The sequence below is a fragment of the Streptomyces sp. DH41 genome, from assembly GCF_029813785.1.
Classification (GTDB): Bacteria; Actinomycetota; Actinomycetes; order Streptomycetales; family Streptomycetaceae; genus Streptomyces.
This window is the reverse complement of the sequence record NZ_JARVKY010000011.1, coordinates 131,580-147,089: the sequence shown is the minus strand read 5'-3', so window position 1 is coordinate 147,089 and position 15,510 is coordinate 131,580. Positions and strand designations below refer to the sequence as shown.

The following is a 15,510-nucleotide window of genomic DNA, read 5'->3' as shown; positions in this document are numbered from 1 at the left end:
CGGCGGGCGCGGCCACCGATGTCCATGACCGCGGAAGCGGCCGCTCCGGCCCCCGGCCGCGCCCCGAGGCTTAGCGGCGTGTGTACCTGGAAACGACTACTCCCGAACGGTCGTCGCAACGACAGTCGGTCGACACGGGGAGGGGTCTTTCGTGGATGTGCCCTTATACCTGAGGCCGCGGGTGGACCAACCGCTGGCCTCACTGCTGGGGGCCGCACCGTTCCTGCACTCGCTCGTCGACGCGCTCGGGTCTCCGCTCAACGTGCTGCTCCCCGAGACCGTCGCCGCGAACGCCGAGCGCTTCCGGGCCGTCTACCGCCGCCACCATCTCGCCGGACGGGTGTACTTCGCGCACAAGGCGAACCGCTCCAGCGCCCTGGTGCGGCGGCTGGCGGCCGAGGATCCGGCCGCCGTCGGTGTCGACGTCGCCTCGCTGGAGGAATTGCGGCACGCCCTGAGCTGCGGTTTCACCGGGGATCGTGTCATGGCCACCGGTCCCAAGGACCGGGAGTTCCTGTGGCTGGCGGCCCGCGTGGGAGCGACGGTGAACCTGGACTCGCCGGGCGAGCTGGAACAACTCGCCCGCCTGGTCCGCGAGTACGGACTCGGCCGGACCGAGGTGCTGCTGCGCCTGTCCGGATTCGAGTCGGCCACCGGCCACGGGGGAGCGGGCACCCGGATGCTGTCGCGCCGCAGTCGCTTCGGCACCCCGGCGCGGGACGCCGAGGCGCTCCTGGCGGCCGTGGAACGGCACGCGGACGCCGTCGAACTGACCGGCCTCGCCTACCACCTGGACACCACCGGCCTGGCCGAGAAGGGGCGGGCCCTGGAGCAGTGCGTGCTGCTCATGGACGCATGCCGGGCGCGGGGTCTGGCACCGCGTGCCGTCGACATCGGCGGCGGGTTCGGCGTCGGCTATGTCGCCGACGCCGAGGAGTGGGAACGCTGGACGACCGCGCTCAGCGAGGCGGTCCTCGGCGGCCGCCCGCCCCTGACCTGGCGCGGCCACGGCTACGGGCTGCGCAACGAGGGCGGCACGGTGCGCGGGTCCGTCGCCCTGTACCCCGGCCACCGCCCCACCGCCGGCCCCGGTTACCTCGACGAACTCCTCTCGCTGCCCGCACCTGTCCTGGGCCGGGGGCCGGGCACCCTGCTCCTGGAGCACCTCCACGACCTCCACATCGAGCCCGGCCGTTCCCTGGTCGACCAGTGCGGGCTGTCGCTGGCCCGGGTGCTGGACGTGCGGCGCACCGGCGAGGACTCCGCCCCGTACCTGGTGCGTCTCGGCATGAACGCCGGGGACGTGAGCCTGGAGGAGCACGGAGTCCTCATGGACCCCGTACTGCTGCCCCGCGGCGCACCGGAGAAGGACGACGACGAGGGGCCGGTCGGAGTCCACCTCGTCGGCAATCTGTGCCTGGAGGCCGATCTGATCACCCGCCGTATGGTCTTCCTCCCCAGACTGCCGCGCGCCGGCGACCTGCTGGCCTTCGCCAACACCGCCGGGTACGCCATGGACTTCCACGCCCACCACGCGCAACGGCAGCCCCTCGCGCGGACGGTGGCGGTGGAGAAGGACGGCGACTCCTGGCGCTGGTGCCTGGACGAGGACTACTGGCCGATCACAACCCCGGGGGGAACGCCCGCATGAGGTACGACAGCATCACGGAGGCCATCGGCAACACACCGCTGGTACGCATCGACCCCGCCGTGCACGGGCTGCGCAACATCGACCTCTACGCCAAGCTGGAGATGCTCAACCCCTTCGGCTCCGTCAAGGATCGCCCCGCCTGGCACATGGCCCGCCCCCACCTGGAGGGCGCGGCCGAGGGGGAGGGGACGGTCGTGGAACTCTCCAGCGGCAACACGGCCAAGGCCCTCGCCCTGCTGGCCGGCATGCACGGACTGAGGTTCAAGAGCGTCACCAACCGCATGCGGGTACCGGAGATCAAGGAGCTGCTCCTGCTCCTCGGCGCCGAGATCGAGGAGCTGCCGGGGCGCAGCGAGTGCCTCGACCCGACCGACACGGACGATCCGCTGACCCACTTCCACCAGGCGCTCACGCAACCGGGAAGCACGTACCTGCACACCGACCAGTACTTCAACCCGCGCAATGTGGAGGCGCACGCGGAGGGGACCGGCCCCGAGATAGTCAAGGACCTGGACGGGCGCGCACCGGACTGGTTCGTCGCCTGCGTGGGCACGGCCGGTTCGTCGACCGGCGTCGCCAGGGTGCTGCGCGAACACGACCCGGACGTGCGGGTGCTCGGCCTGGTCGCCCACAAGTCGGACTTCATCCCCGGTATCCGCACCATCGACGAGGTCCATCAGGTCGGCCTGTTCGACCCTGCCACGTACGACACCATCGAGTCCGTCACCTCGGGTGAGGCCGTCGACGGCATGCTCACCCTCATCCGCCGCTGCGGACTGCTGACGGGCCCGACCGGGGGCGCCGCCTACCAGGGCGCGGTCCGGCATCTGCGGGACGCCGACGCGGCGCTGGAAGGGTCGGGGCGCCGGGAGACCGCGGTGTTCATCGTGTGCGACCGGGCGGAGAGCTACCTGAGCTACGTGCGCGCCCGCCGCCCCGAGCTGCTGGGGAGGGCGAGCCGAGGGCCCACCCTCGCCACCCTCACCGAGGACGAGGTGCGGGCGGGCGGCCGGTCCGCGACCGTGGACGAGGCCCGCCGCTGGATCACGGAGGGAGAACCCCGGCCGCTCGTCGTCGATCTGCGCAGTCCGCACGCCTACGCCGCCCTGCACATCGAGCGCTCGGTCAACATCGTCGACGAACTGTTCGAGGAACTCGTCCGCGGCGGGCTCCCCTTCAGCAAGCGAACACCGGTACTGCTCGCCTGTCCCGTCGGCGAGAGGTCACTGCGCTACGCCGCCCTGCTGACGCGCCTGGGCCACCCCGACGTGCGCAGCCTGACCGGCGGCATCGTCGCCTGGCGGGACGCGGGCGCACCGCTGGTGCGCGAATGAGCGCGGCCGGTCCGCTCCCCGGGGCGGAACACGACGAGAACAGCGGCGATGACGCCGCCTGGCAACGGGAACTGAGGGAGCAGTTCCCCATCGTCACCGCACATCCGGAGTCGGCCTACCTCGACAGCGCGGCGACGTCCCAGAAGCCGCGAGCCGTACTGGACGCCGTCCAGAACTACCTCACGACGTCGAACGCCAACGCGGGCCGCGGCACCTACCCCTGGGCCAACCGGACCACGGAGCTGGTGGAGGGGACCCGGGAGCGGGTCAAGGAATTCCTCCACGACCCGGAACCGGACCACTCCACCGTCCACTTCACCAGCGGCACCACCGAGGGCCTGCGCACCGTCGCCCGCGACTGGCTGGTGCCGTACCTCACCGACGGCGACGAGATCCTCGTGCCGTTCGCCGACCACCGGGCCAATCTGGACCCCTGGCTCGAGACGCGGCGCCTGCTGGCCGCCCGCGGCGTCGACGTACACGTACGTGCCCTGCCCCACCAGGCGGTCTCGGGCGACTACGACCACCGAGCCCTCGGCGACCTCGTCGGTCCGCGGACCCGTTTCGTGGCCGCCACACACGTCCACCACGTCTACGGCGGTGACATGAACGTGCATCGCCTCCGCGCGGCGGTCGGCCCGGACGTGCCGATCTGCCTGGACGCGGCCCAGAGCGTCGGCCATCTGCCCGTCGACCTGGCCGATCCCGCGCTCGACGTCGACTTCGTGGTCTTCTCGGGGCACAAGACGATGGCCCTGCCGGGTACCGGAGCGGTCTGGGCGCGCAACGCACGGGGGCCCGCGTTCCGGCCGGCCGGCTGGCAGGGCACACCCAACACGGTGGGCATCGTGTCGCTGCGGGCGGCGCTCGACTGGCTCGACACGGCCGGTCCCGACCGGATCGCCCGCTGGACCTCCGGCCTCACGACGCGGCTGACCGACCGGCTGAGGCACCTCGACGCGTACGAGATCCTCGGCTGCCCCACCAGTCTGGCCGCCGGCTCCACGCTCCCCGCGGCCCAGCGCCGCCACGGCATCGTCACCTTCCGGCACCACGACATCCCGTCCGACGACCTGGGATTCATCCTCTACAGCCACGGTTTCATGGTGCGGGCCGACAGCCTCTGCCAGGCCGGCGCGGCGGAGAAGGACGGGTCGGTGCGCGTGAGCCCGCACGTCTACAACACGGGGGAGGAAGTCGACCGCCTGTTCACCGTACTGGCGTCATTGGCGTGAAGCGCGAGCCATATGGCAAGTGATAACCGTTTCCACCTGTAGATTCGGTCGCGTCCGCGACGGGTGAGCAACGGAAGAGGTGGCGCGACCAGATGGGCATCAGCATGGCGATGGCCAGGACGTGGGTGGAGCGCTGGGAGCGACAGCAGCAGCGCTACGCCGTGGACCGCGAGGAGCGGTTCACGGTGATCACGGATGTCGTCGAGTACGTGACGGCCGGCCGCACCCGGCCGCTCCTGCTCGACCTCGGCTGCGGGCCGGGCTCCCTGGCCGCCAGACTCGCCGGCCGCCTGCCGGACGCGGAGATCGTCGCCGCCGACATGGATCCCCTGCTGCTGGAACTGGGACGGACCCACCACGCGAACGCCGCCCGCTACGTCGACACCGTGATCGGCGCCGACGGCTGGACCGACGACCTCGGACTCGATCGCCCCCTGGACGCCGCCGTCTCGACCACGGCTCTGCACTACCTCCCCGAACCGGTACTGCTGGACACGTACCGCCGCCTGGCCGCGCTGCTGCGTCCCGGCGGCGTACTCGTCAACGGCGACCACTTCCCGCCCGCCGAAGCACCCTGCTCGGACATCACCGCGTACGTGGGCCGCCGCCGCGCCGAGCGGACGGGCGGCCACGCCCACGAGGACTGGCGGGAATGGTGGGCCGCGGCGGCCCGGGATCCCGAACTGGCCGACCTGTTCGCCGAGCGCGCCCAGCGCCGCGCGGCCCATGAGGGGACCGGGGCCGACGAGGACCTCGCGGCGGACCGCCACGCCGAGTTGCTGCGCCGGGCGGGCTTCCGGCATGTCGCGTCGGTCTGGCAGTTCGGCGACAGCGCCGTTCTGGTGGCGGTCAGGAGCGACTGACCCCCCACGGGTCTCATCAGGATCTCGTCACGGTCGTCACAGGGTGGCGGGCGCCGGGCGCGGCACGCGCCCGGCCTCCGTCGGCCTGCCGGGACCCGCCGACCGTCGAAGATCATCGGGCGGCCAGAATGATCGGTATGTCGATGACGAGCATTCCGAAGACGGCAACGGTCGACGACGCGGCACTGGTCGGCCGAACTCTGGCACGTGCCTTCGACGACGACCCGATGATGCGCTGGTTCTTCCCCGACGACTCCGCGCGCGAGGCGTCGTTGGGCCGTTACTTCACCACCCTCTTCACCCGGCAGTACGCCCGGCACGGTGTGTGCGAGCGCACCGATGAGGCGGCTGCCTTCTGGGTGCCGCCCCAGGGACAGGCGCAGGCCGTTCCCGACGCGGAGACCGTTCGGGAACTCCAGAACATCCTCGGCGACCGGGCGCAGCTGTTCCGCGAGGCCGTCGAGGCCGCGGCCGGGCACACACCGCGCGAACCCCACTGGTACCTGGCGGTGATCGGCGCCGACCCGGCCGCGCAGGGCGGGGGACACGGAGCCGCCTTGTTGCGCTCGGGCCTGGCCAAGGCCGACGCGGCGGGCCTGCCCGTCGCCCTGGAGTCCTCCAAAGCGTCCAACCTCCCCTTCTACGAGCACTTCGGCTTCACCGTGCGCGACGAGTTCCGACTGCCGGGAGGAGGGCCGGTGTTGTGGGCCATGCGGCGTGACCCCCACTTGTCGGCAGGCGCCCGAGGGAAGTGACGTACCGCCGTGAGCGAGGTGTTCGCCTCGTGGTGACGCGCCGTACACATGGTGATCCGGCGGGCTGGAGATCCTCGGCTCCGTGACGGGGGACGTCGAGGCCGGCTCCGGGCGAGGAACAACTGGCCACCTCACAACCGGCCACCGGCGTGGAAGGCGACGCTTCGGTGTCGTCTTCCACGCCCCCGCGTCGCCGACACTGCTCGCCTGTCTGTGGGGGATGGGCGACCGGAGCGCCTGGCGGGACGAGCACGCCACCTGGTGGGCGGCATCGCTGGCCTTTCGGGACCTGTACGAGCTCACGCTCCACGTCGACCTCGTTCTCGCGCCCTACTACGTGTTCACGCACCTGTGGATGTCGGTGTTCGGCGACTCCCTCACCGCCCTGCGGCTGGCCTCCGCACTCGCCATGGCCGTGGCGGGCGGACTGGTAGGACTGCTCGGCCGCCGGGTATCGGGCAGTACGCGGGGCGGACTGGTCGCCGGCGCCCTCTTCGCACTCGTCCCGACCGTCGCGCGGTACGGGCAGGAAGCGCGGCCGTACGCCTTCGCCATGACGGCGGCACTGCTGAGCTTCCTCGCGCTGCTGCGTGCGCTGGAACGGCCGGCGCCGCGACGGTGGGTCCTGTACGCCGTGACCGTCCCTCTCATGGGCTGGCCCCACCTGGTGGCCCTGACGGTGCTGGCCGCCCACCTCGGCACAGTGCTGCGCGTGCGGCGTCGGGGCGATCGAGGTGTCGTCACCGCGTGGTGCGCCTCGGCGCTCGGTGGTCTGGTGCCCGTCGTTCCGTTGGTCGTCCTCGCCCGTGAGCAGGCTCGGCAGATCGCGTGGAACACGCCGGCCTGGAACGACGCCGCCGCCATGCCGTACATGCTCTTCCGGTCCCCCGGTGGTGACCACCGTCGTGGCCGCGGGCGCGGCCGTCGTGTTCGCCAGGGCGAGAGAGCGGCGCGGACACCGAGGGACGGGAACCTGCCCCGACCCGGATCCGTACCTCACCCCGCTCACGCTGTGGGCTCTGGCCCCGTCCCTGATCACCCTGGTGACAGTCCAGTGGCTGCATCTCTTTCTCGACCGCTACCTGCTCTTCACCGTCCCGGCCTGGATCCTGCTGGCGGCCATCGGCATCGAGTGGCTCACCACCCGGCTCGCTCCCCGGCCCGCCGTGGCCCGAGGTGTCACCCTCACGCTGATCGCCGTCCTGTGCGCCTCCGTGCCGTCCGGCCGGAGCGACATCGCGCGCAACACCCCCCGCGAGCCGGACTACCACGCCGTCGCCACCGCGGTCCTCGCCGACCAGCGCCCGGGCGACGGCATCGCCTACACCCACCGCCGCAAGGCGCGCCGCGCCCTCGACCACGAGCTGCGTGAAGGCCCGAGACCGAGGGACGTCTTCCTGCACGAGACCCCGCAGCGGCGCGGGGACTACGAAGCCGGAGAATGCCCGGACCCCGGTCGTTGCGCCGTCGGACACCAGCGGATCTGACTCGTCTCCGCAGGCCGGGGCAGCAACCCGCTCGCCGGCATGGAGGAGCGGAAGTCACGCCTGTTGAGACAGTTCCGCACCACACGCACCATGGTCTTCGCGAATGTCCAACTGCTGCTGCTGGAACGCGTCCCGTGAACATCCACACCCGCGCCCCACGGTCCGCGGGCGGCACGGATGTCCTCCTGAGGAGTGAGGGTCCGATGGCGCGGTTCGTCCGGACTGACCAGCGCCCTTTGCGTCCATTCGGTGATGTAATAGCCGGTTTCACGTGAAACGCTGGACATATCAGCAGGTCGCAGGCCTTACGAGGTTCGGGCCGCTCACCGGGACAGGACAAGGAGTCACACGATCATGGCCACCGTGCGACCGTTCGACCGCGTCAACGTCACTCACGAATGGGGAGTCCTGAAGGAGGCCGTGGTGGGCCGCGTCATCGACTTCCGCGTTCCGGAACGCCTCGGTGCGGGGCTGCCGGACTCACTGCGTTTCCTCCCCGGCCCGACCCGGCGGGACCTGCCGCGCTGGGCGGGAAGGCTCTGGTCCGAAGCGGACCCGGAGGGATACACGAGAAGCGTCGAGCAGATCGACGGACTGGTCCGCTTCCTGACCGGTCGCGGAGTGAGCGTGCGCCGGCCGCGGAAGCTGACCGAACACGAACTGGGCGTGTACGAGAACGACGGCGACCGGTTCAGCATGCAGACCTTCGTCCGTGACCCGATGATCGTGGTCGGCGACCACGTCATCGAGGCCGCCCTGCGGCTGCCCGCCCGTTTCAAGGAGCGCTTCGGGCTGCGTCCCGTCTTCGCGGAGACCGTGTCCCGCGGCGCGCGCTACTCGGTGATGCCGCCGCCGTCGCCGGTAGCGGTGCCCGAGGTCGCGTCTGCGACGGGTCCCTTCCTCGAAGGCGGTGACGTCATGGTCCTCGGCCGGGACATCCTCGTCGGCCACGGCCGGGGCGGCGCGGCGTCCGACGCGGAGGGCGCGCGGTGGCTGGCGCGGCTGCTCGGGGACGGCTACCGCGTCCACGAGGTGCCGGTCAGCGACCAGGTGATCCATCTGGACGACGGCCTCACCACCGTCCGTGAGGGTCTGGCGGTCGTCTGCCGCGAGCAGTTCGTCGACGGCTTGCCGACGCCGGTCGCCGACTGGGAACTGATCGACGTCAGCCTGCGGGCCGCCGTGGACCTCCTCGCGGGGAACAGCCTCGTCATGAGTCCCGGGGAGGTGCTCGTCGATGAACGTCTGGCGGAACTCGCCGAAGCGCTGACCGCCCGGAACGTCACCGTCCACACGTTTCCCTTCGACGCGGTGGCCGCGTTCGCCGGCGGCTTCCGCTGCGCGCATCACCCTCTGGTCCGCGAACTGGACGAGTGACCGGAGAAGCGAGCCTCCGCCCGGCACCCGGTGCCCGGCCCCGAAAGCCACCGGCAGCCGCCCGCCGACGTGCCTGAGCGAACCGCCGCCCGGCACCATGTGCCGCATCCCTCACCAACTCGCCCGCCCGCGCCTCACCCCGCACAAGACCAGACCGTGGCGGTGGCTGGACGCGGTGCGTGAGGAGAACGCGTGCCGGCCGACGTGGGCCGACCGGAGGAGACGGTCAAGCAGCCGGCGGGTGCCGCCCGCCCGGCCCGGGCCGACCGCGTAGGCGGGAAGGCTAGCCCAACCAGGTCACATCCCCGCCCAACCCTCCCTCGGCCGGTGCGTCCGCATGACCGGTGCCGGTCCCTCGGACGATGTTGGTGCCAGGTGTGCCGTGCCGGTGGCTGTGTCGGCACCGGACGGGTACGAGCGAGGGAGCCTGCGATGCCGGAACTGTTCATCGACGGCGAGTGGACGGGCGCCGTGAACGGCGCGCGCCGGGACGTGATCAACCCCTTCGACGCGTCCGTCATCCAGCAGGTGGACGACGCCGACGAGGCCGACGTCGACCGGGCCGTACGAGCCGCCCGGCAGGCCTTCGACCGGGGCGACTGGCCGTCGGCGCCCACCCGGGAGCGGGCCGATGTGCTGCTCAGGGTGGCGCGGTTCCTGCTGCGCGACCAGGAGGAGATCGCCCGCGTCGAGACCCTCGACACAGGCAAGACGCTCGCCGAGGCACGTATCGACATCGAGGACGTCTCCAACGCGTTCCGCTACTTCGCGGAGATCGCCGACAAGGACGGCGGCCGGGTCGTGGACGTCGGCCCCGATGTGCTCAGCCGGGTCACCTACCACCCCATCGGCGTCTGCGCCCTCATCGCACCGTGGAACTACCCGCTGCTGCAGGCCTCCTGGAAGGTCGCCCCCGCCCTGGCCGCGGGCAACACCTTCGTGCTCAAGCCCAGCGAGACGACACCCCTGTCCACGATCCACATGCTCAGGCTGATCGCCGAGGCGGGAGCGCCGTCCGGGGTCGCGAACCTGGTGCTCGGCCCGGGCGGCACCGTGGGCGCGGCGATGTCCTCCCACCCCGAGGTGGACCTGGTCTCCTTCACCGGCGGCCTGGCCACCGGGCGCCGGATCATGGAGGCGTGCGCGCCGGGAGTGAAGAACCTCGCCCTGGAACTCGGCGGCAAGAACCCCAACGTGGTCTTCGCCGACTGCGACTTCGACGCCGCCGTCGACCACGCCCTCGAAGCCTCGTTCCTGCACTCGGGGCAGGTCTGCTCGGCGGGCTCGCGGCTGCTCGTCGAGGACAGCCTGCACGACCGTTTCGTCGAACGGCTGGCCATCCGCGCGCGGACCATCCGGCTCGGCAGCGGTCTCGAGCCGACGACCGAGAGCGGGCCGCTCAGCTCGGCGCAGCACCGGGAGAAGGTCGAAGGCTATCTGGAGATCGCCCGCGAGGAGGGCGCCCGGCTGGTGTGCGGCGGCCGCCGCCCGGACGACCCCGAGCTCTCCCGCGGCTTCTTCCTGCTGCCCACCGTCTACGCCGACTGCGACCGCTCGATGCGCATCGTGCGGGAGGAGGTCTTCGGCCCGGTCGTCACAGTGGAACGCTTCCGTACCGAGGAGGAGGCCGTGGAACTGGCCAACGACACCCGGTACGGCCTGGCCGGCGGCGTCTGGACGAACGACGCGAGTCGTGCCCAGCGGGTCGCCGGCCGGCTGCGGCACGGCACGGTCTGGATCAACGACTTCCACCCCTACGTACCGCAGGCCGAGTGGGGCGGCTTCGGCCGTTCCGGTTTCGGCCGGGAACTCGGGCCCACCGGCCTGCGCGAATACCAGGAGGCCAAGCACATCTACCAGAACCTGCGGCCGGCCGTCTCCGGCTGGTTCAAGGGCTGAGCGGGCAGGGCGAGAGAGAAGGCGACGCCATGGACGACGAGACGACGACCTACGACTACCTGATCATCGGCGGCGGTACCGCCGGCTGCGTACTGGCCGCACGGCTGAGCGAGGACCCGGCCTGCCGTGTCTGCGTGGTGGAGGGCGGCCCCAGTGATGTCGGCGACGAACGTATCCTGCGGCTCCGCAACTGGATCAACCTGCTCGGCTCCGAGTTCGACTACGGCTACACCACCGAGGAGCAGCCGCGCGGCAACTCGCACATCCTGCACTCCCGCGCCCGCGTGCTCGGCGGCTGCTCCTCGCACAACACGCTGATCAGCTTCCTGCCGTTCCCGCAGGACCTCGACGAGTGGGTGGAGCGCGGCTGCGCCGGGTGGGAGCCCCGAACGATCCTGCCGTACCGGACACGACTGCAGAACACGATCGTGCCCGTCGGTGCCGACGACCGCAACGCGATCGCCGAGGACTTCGTCACGGCGGCCACCACCCGGCTCGGCGTACAGCGCGTCGAGGACTTCAACGCCCGCCCCTTCACCGACGGCGCCGGCTTCTTCTCCCTCGCCTACGACCCGGCGACCAACACCCGCTCCTCGGCCTCCGTCGCCTACCTGCACCCCGTCCTGGACCGGCCGAACCTGACGCTGCGTCTGGAAACCTGGGCGTACCGGCTGCTGCCGGACAGCGAGGGCCGTTTCACCCGCGTCCAGGTGCGCAACCCCGACGGCTCCCTCTCGACGCTGGAGGCGGACGCCGAGGTGCTCCTGTGCGCCGGGGCGATCGACACGCCCCGACTGCTGATGCTCTCCGGCATCGGCCCGGCCGGCCAACTGCGCGATGTGGGCATCGAGGTCCGCGCGGACCTGCCCGGGGTGGGGGAGAACCTGCTGGACCACCCCGAGTCGGTGATGGTGTGGGAGACCCGTGAACCGCTGCCGCCCAACTCGGCCATGGACTCCGACGCCGGCCTCTTCCTGCGCCGCGACCCGGCGGGCGGACCGCGCCCGGACCTGATGTTCCACTTCTACCAGGTGCCGTTCACCACCAACACCGCACGGCTGGGCTATCCCGTCCCCGAGCACGGCGTCTGCATGACTCCGAACGTGCCGCGTGCCCGTTCCGTCGGCCGCATGTGGCTGCGCGGCGCGGATCCGGACGTCAAACCGGCGCTGGACTTCCGCTACTTCACCGACCCGGACGGGTACGACGAGCGCACGATCGTCGACGGCCTGCGGATCGCCCGCGAAGTGGCGTCCACCGCCCCGCTCAGCGACTGGCTGCTGCGCGAGGTGGCGCCGGGACCGGACGTACGCTCGGACGCCGACCTGTCCGAGTACGGGCGCCGCGCCGCCCACACCGTCTACCATCCGGCAGGTACCTGCCGGATGGGTGCCGAGGACGACCCCATGGCGGTCGTCGATCCCCAGTTGCGGCTGCGTGGACACGACGGGCTGCGGATCGTGGACGCGTCCGTCTTCCCCACCATGCCGACCATCAACCCGATGGTCACCGTGCTGCTCGCCGCCGAACGCGCGGCGGACCTCATCACAGCCCGGCCGGCCCCGCGGCCGACGGCCCTGGAAGGGTAGACCCGACGGCCGTTCCCGGAACGCCGGCCGGCAGCGCGGACGCGGGCGCGGGCCGCGGCATCGCACAGCCGCCCCCGGCGACGGCCCCCCTCGTGAGACCACCCCCGGCTTCCGGTATGAGCGGAGGCCGGGGGCGGTTTCGTGCGCCGGGTCAGTTGCCGGGTCAGTCGAGCGGGTCGAGCGTGAGCCGCGCCTCGGCCGGATCGCCGTCGTGCACCAGCGACTCGTGGTGGCCGACGTCGTCGAAGGCGAAGGCGTACGCCTTGCCGTCGGCCATCCGGTCGTGGATGACCCGGGCGTAGTGGTTGGTCACGGACTCCTTGTAGAAGTCCGCCGCCGAGGCGTCCGGCTGGTCCGGGTTGCTCAGCAGCGTCGAGCGGTTGAAGCCGGCGCACAGTGTGCGGGAGATCGGCCCGCGTACCTGGTCGTTGGGGGCGTCCAGGAGCTTGTGACAGCCGAAGACACTGGAGGCGTCGGGCTTCTGGAAGCTCGTGACGACCGCACCGGCGCTGTCGGTGAAGTGCATGACGCCGCCCGAGACGCGCCCGGAGTACTTGGTGTTCGGCCGGTCCGCGAACGGCGTGACGGTGAGGGTGGTCGTCGTGTACTTCTGCCAGACGCCGTTGATGTGGTCGTCCATGACCGACGCGGGCAGCGCCCCGGTCTCCAGCCCGTACAGCGGGGACAGCGCCCGCAGGACGGTGCCGTCGGACCGTGTCTGGATCAGCCCGCCCCAGCCGGGCTGCGCGCGCAGAGCGTTGAACACCGCGTTGTACCCACCGGCCTTGAGCCGCCCGGCGCTGCTCACGCTGCCGTCCGCCCGCTGCACGCCGACCGTGTAGGGCGCGGAGAACATGTCGACCTGGGTGCTGTTCAGCCACAGCCCGGAGTCGTTGAGCGTGTACTCGGACCAGTTGAACAGGATGTCGCGGTTGGGGTCACTCGGGTTCTGGACGGCCGGTTGCACCAGGCCTCCGGTGGCCAGCCGGAAGTCGAGCTTCTGGCCGTACGAGAAGTAGACGCGTCCTGAGAGCTTGGGTATCCGGATCGTCTTGGTCTGTCCCGCGGCCGGCCCGGGGATGGAGGCGTCCGGGGCGGGAGTGGGTGGATTGCCGCCGGCGGGCCAGGCGTGGAAGGTGCCGTTCGCGTCGGCCCAGCCCTGCTGCCCCGTCGTCAGCGAGGTGCCCAGGTTGTAGATGTGGACCGGCTCGCCGCGACTGGAGTTGTTGGTGATCTTCAGGGGGATGGTGGCGGGCACCGCGGCGTCCGCGGGTGGCGCGGCGCCGAACGTGAGCAGGGCGCCGGCCAGGCCCGCGGCCGTGGCCACGGCGAGCAGACGGTGTTTGAGGCTTGCGAGCACTCTCCACCTCCGTGCGGGTGTGGGGGGAATTGGTCCGTACCGATTCTGAGAGCGCTCTCAGCGTTGCGCTGAGACGCGTTCATGTCAATGCGTGAGGGGCGCGGGATCGGGGTGGGTGACCGCGACGGTCGCGCCGAGTGCCGCGGAGGCGTCCGGGTGCGACCGGTCAGGGGCGCCGGCGGGAGTTGAGCCGGGCCGCCTGGCGCGTCAGATGGTCGCGCTCGGCGAGGTTGGGTGCCTTCCGGGCGGCCTCGGCGTACAACCGCGCCGCGGTCGCCAGGTCGCCGTCGCGCTCGTGGAGGTACGCCGCCACCGCGGTGTGGCGAGGCAGCGAGCCGTCCAGCGCGGCGAGCGCGGCGAGGCCGGCGCGTGGCCCGTCGGCCTCACCGACGGCCACCGCACGGTTGAGACGGACGACCGGGCTGTCGGTCAGCCGCGCGAGCTCGTCGTACCACTCGACGATCTGTGCCCAGTCGGTCTCCTCGGCGGTGGGCGCGTCGGCGTGGAGTGCCGCGACGGCGGCCTGGGCCTGGAACTCGCCCAGCCGGTCGCGGGCGAGGGCCGCCCGCAGAATCGCCACGCCCTCGGCGATCGACTCGGTGTCCCACCGCTCGCGGTCCTGCTCGGCCAGCGGCACCAGGCTGCCGTCGGGCGCCGTCCGGGCGGCGCGCCGGGCATGGTGCAGCAGCATGAGCGCGAGCAGCCCCGCCACCTCGGGGTGGTCGATCGCGGCCGCGAGCTGCCGGGTGAGCCGGACGGCCTCGGCGGCGAGGTCGACGTCCCCGGAGTAGCCCTCGTTGAAGACCAGGTAGAGGACGCGCAGCACGGTGGCGACGTCGCCGGGCCGGTCGAAGCGCACCCCCGAGACGGTGCGCTTGGCCCGGCTGATCCGCTGCGCCATGGTCGCCTCCGGCACCAGGTAGGCCCGGGCGATCTGGCGCGTGGTCAGCCCGCCGACGGCGCGCAGCGTGAGGGCGACCGCGGACGACGGCGTCAGCGACGGGTGGGCGCACAGGAAGTACAGCTGGAGGGTGTCGTCCACCGCCACCGCGGGACCGGGCGCCGGCTCCTCGTCGACGAGGTCCTCACGGCGGCGCCGGGCCAGTTCCGCCCGGGTCGCGTCGAGGAACCGCCGCCAGGCCACGGTGACCAGCCAGCCCTTGGGGTCCCGGGGAGGGTCGGCCGGCCAGACGCGGACCGCTTCTGCCAGCGCGTCCTGCACGGCGTCCTCGGCCGCCGCGAAGTCGGCTCCGCGGCGGACGAGGATGCCGAGCACGCTCGGCGTGAGGCTCCGGAGCAGGGCCTCGTCCATCGACGAGGTCACTCCGTGACGGTGGGCGGCGCGGCGAGGAACGGGCGCAGCTCTAGCCATTCGTGGATCGGCTCCCCGCCCGCACCCGGGGCGGCCGACAGCTCGCCGGCCAGCTCCAGGGCGCGCTCGTAGCCGTCCACGTCGATCACCATCCAGCCGGCGATCAGGTCCTTGGTCTCGGCGAACGGGCCGTCGGTGACCGGCGGGCGCCCCGCACCGTCGTACCGGACGAACGTGCCCTCGGGGGCGAGCGCCTGGCCGTCGACGAACTCGCCGGTCTTCTCGAGCCGGGCCGCGAAGTCGTTCATGTACTGCACGTGGGCCGAGATCTCCTGAGGCGTCCACTGGTCCATGGGGACGTCGTTGACCGGAGCCGGGGCGCCGCGGTAGTGCTTCAGCAGCAGGTACTTCGCCATGGTGTCTCTCCTCGGTGCTGGTACGACCCATTGTGGTCGCGTTCACCCCGGGGACGGAGCCGACAACGGGTTCTCGACATCACCGCCGAATCTTTTCCGGCCCGGTTCGCGGGAACACCGCCACCTCCGGGGCATGACGGCGACCGACGAGAGCCTCTTCCGGGGTGCGGCTCGCACGGCCCTGAGTACCGGCGTCGCGGTCTCCATCCGCTACGGGAACGACGCCGTGCAC

The 15,510-nt window shown here is 71.8% G+C and carries 12 protein-coding genes and 1 pseudogene; 10 read left to right on the top strand and 3 right to left on the bottom strand.

The window, feature by feature from the left end; translation table 11 throughout:
* Window positions 1-181 precede the first annotated feature (181 nt).
* The 10 genes and pseudogenes from QC283_RS19640 to QC283_RS19600 all read left to right on the top strand — a co-directional run bounded on the left by QC283_RS19640 (window position 182) and on the right by QC283_RS19600 (window position 12,190).
* Window positions 182-1,651: a Y4yA family PLP-dependent enzyme gene (locus QC283_RS19640; protein ID WP_279562873.1), complete on the top strand. Its 1,470-nt coding sequence runs from the start codon at window positions 182-184 to the stop codon at window positions 1,649-1,651.
* Window positions 1,648-2,985, top strand: a complete 1,338-nt coding sequence (locus QC283_RS19635) for a pyridoxal-phosphate dependent enzyme (RefSeq protein ID WP_279562872.1) — start codon at window positions 1,648-1,650, stop codon at window positions 2,983-2,985. The genes QC283_RS19640 and QC283_RS19635 overlap by 4 nt, the downstream gene beginning before the upstream one ends.
* Window positions 2,982-4,220, top strand: coding sequence for an aminotransferase class V-fold PLP-dependent enzyme (locus QC283_RS19630; protein WP_279562871.1), 1,239 nt, complete (start codon window positions 2,982-2,984; stop codon window positions 4,218-4,220). The genes QC283_RS19635 and QC283_RS19630 overlap by 4 nt, the downstream gene beginning before the upstream one ends.
* Before the next feature lie 92 nt (window positions 4,221-4,312).
* On the top strand, window positions 4,313-5,083 hold the full coding sequence (locus QC283_RS19625) for a class I SAM-dependent methyltransferase (protein ID WP_279562870.1): 771 nt from the start codon (window positions 4,313-4,315) through the stop codon (window positions 5,081-5,083).
* Window positions 5,084-5,220: 137 nt separating this feature from the next.
* Window positions 5,221-5,838, top strand: coding sequence for a GNAT family N-acetyltransferase (locus tag QC283_RS19620; RefSeq protein ID WP_383525789.1), 618 nt, complete (start codon window positions 5,221-5,223; stop codon window positions 5,836-5,838).
* A 220-nt stretch (window positions 5,839-6,058) separates the two neighbouring features.
* Window positions 6,059-6,613: pseudogene (locus QC283_RS39620) on the top strand (glycosyltransferase family 39 protein); the annotation flags it as partial.
* Window positions 6,614-6,728: 115 nt separating this feature from the next.
* Window positions 6,729-7,325: a hypothetical protein gene (locus tag QC283_RS19615; protein WP_279562868.1), complete on the top strand. Its 597-nt coding sequence runs from the start codon at window positions 6,729-6,731 to the stop codon at window positions 7,323-7,325.
* A 354-nt stretch (window positions 7,326-7,679) separates the two neighbouring features.
* On the top strand, window positions 7,680-8,702 hold the full coding sequence (locus QC283_RS19610; RefSeq protein ID WP_279562867.1) for an amidinotransferase: 1,023 nt from the start codon (window positions 7,680-7,682) through the stop codon (window positions 8,700-8,702).
* Window positions 8,703-9,134: 432 nt separating this feature from the next.
* On the top strand, window positions 9,135-10,601 hold the full coding sequence (locus QC283_RS19605; RefSeq protein ID WP_279562866.1) for an aldehyde dehydrogenase family protein: 1,467 nt from the start codon (window positions 9,135-9,137) through the stop codon (window positions 10,599-10,601).
* 29 nt (window positions 10,602-10,630) lie between these two features.
* Window positions 10,631-12,190 carry a GMC family oxidoreductase gene (locus tag QC283_RS19600; protein WP_279562865.1) on the top strand — a complete coding sequence of 520 codons (1,560 nt, stop codon included), beginning with the start codon at window positions 10,631-10,633 and terminating at the stop codon, window positions 12,188-12,190.
* A gap of 163 nt (window positions 12,191-12,353) precedes the next feature.
* Here the strand turns inward: QC283_RS19600 and QC283_RS19595 are convergent, their stop codons facing one another.
* From QC283_RS19595 to QC283_RS19585, 3 genes are all read right to left on the bottom strand, one after another.
* Window positions 12,354-13,550, bottom strand: a complete 1,197-nt coding sequence (locus QC283_RS19595; RefSeq protein WP_279562864.1) for a glycoside hydrolase family 64 protein — start codon at window positions 13,548-13,550, stop codon at window positions 12,354-12,356.
* Window positions 13,551-13,716: 166 nt separating this feature from the next.
* Window positions 13,717-14,862 carry an RNA polymerase sigma factor gene (locus QC283_RS19590; RefSeq protein WP_279562975.1) on the bottom strand — a complete coding sequence of 382 codons (1,146 nt, stop codon included), beginning with the start codon at window positions 14,860-14,862 and terminating at the stop codon, window positions 13,717-13,719.
* 8 nt (window positions 14,863-14,870) lie between these two features.
* The gene (locus QC283_RS19585; protein WP_279562863.1) at window positions 14,871-15,278 is read right to left on the bottom strand and encodes a YciI family protein; all 408 of its coding nucleotides are present in this window, start codon (window positions 15,276-15,278) and stop codon (window positions 14,871-14,873) included.
* Between the last annotated feature and the right edge of the window lie 232 nt (window positions 15,279-15,510).

Bases quoted from the DNA above. Each gene is read 5' to 3' on its own strand.
- QC283_RS19635 (WP_279562872.1), top strand. From the start codon at position 1,648: ATGAGGTACGACAGCATCACGGAGGCCATCGGCAACACACCGCTGGTA.
- QC283_RS19630 (WP_279562871.1), top strand. From the start codon at position 2,982: ATGAGCGCGGCCGGTCCGCTCCCCGGGGCGGAACACGACGAGAACAGC.
- QC283_RS19625 (WP_279562870.1), top strand. From the start codon at position 4,313: ATGGGCATCAGCATGGCGATGGCCAGGACGTGGGTGGAGCGCTGGGAG.
- QC283_RS19620 (WP_383525789.1), top strand. From the start codon at position 5,221: ATGTCGATGACGAGCATTCCGAAGACGGCAACGGTCGACGACGCGGCA.
- QC283_RS19610 (WP_279562867.1), top strand. From the start codon at position 7,680: ATGGCCACCGTGCGACCGTTCGACCGCGTCAACGTCACTCACGAATGG.
- QC283_RS19605 (WP_279562866.1), top strand. From the start codon at position 9,135: ATGCCGGAACTGTTCATCGACGGCGAGTGGACGGGCGCCGTGAACGGC.
- QC283_RS19600 (WP_279562865.1), top strand. From the start codon at position 10,631: ATGGACGACGAGACGACGACCTACGACTACCTGATCATCGGCGGCGGT.
- QC283_RS19590 (WP_279562975.1), bottom strand. From the start codon at position 14,862: ATGGACGAGGCCCTGCTCCGGAGCCTCACGCCGAGCGTGCTCGGCATC.
- QC283_RS19585 (WP_279562863.1), bottom strand. From the start codon at position 15,278: ATGGCGAAGTACCTGCTGCTGAAGCACTACCGCGGCGCCCCGGCTCCG.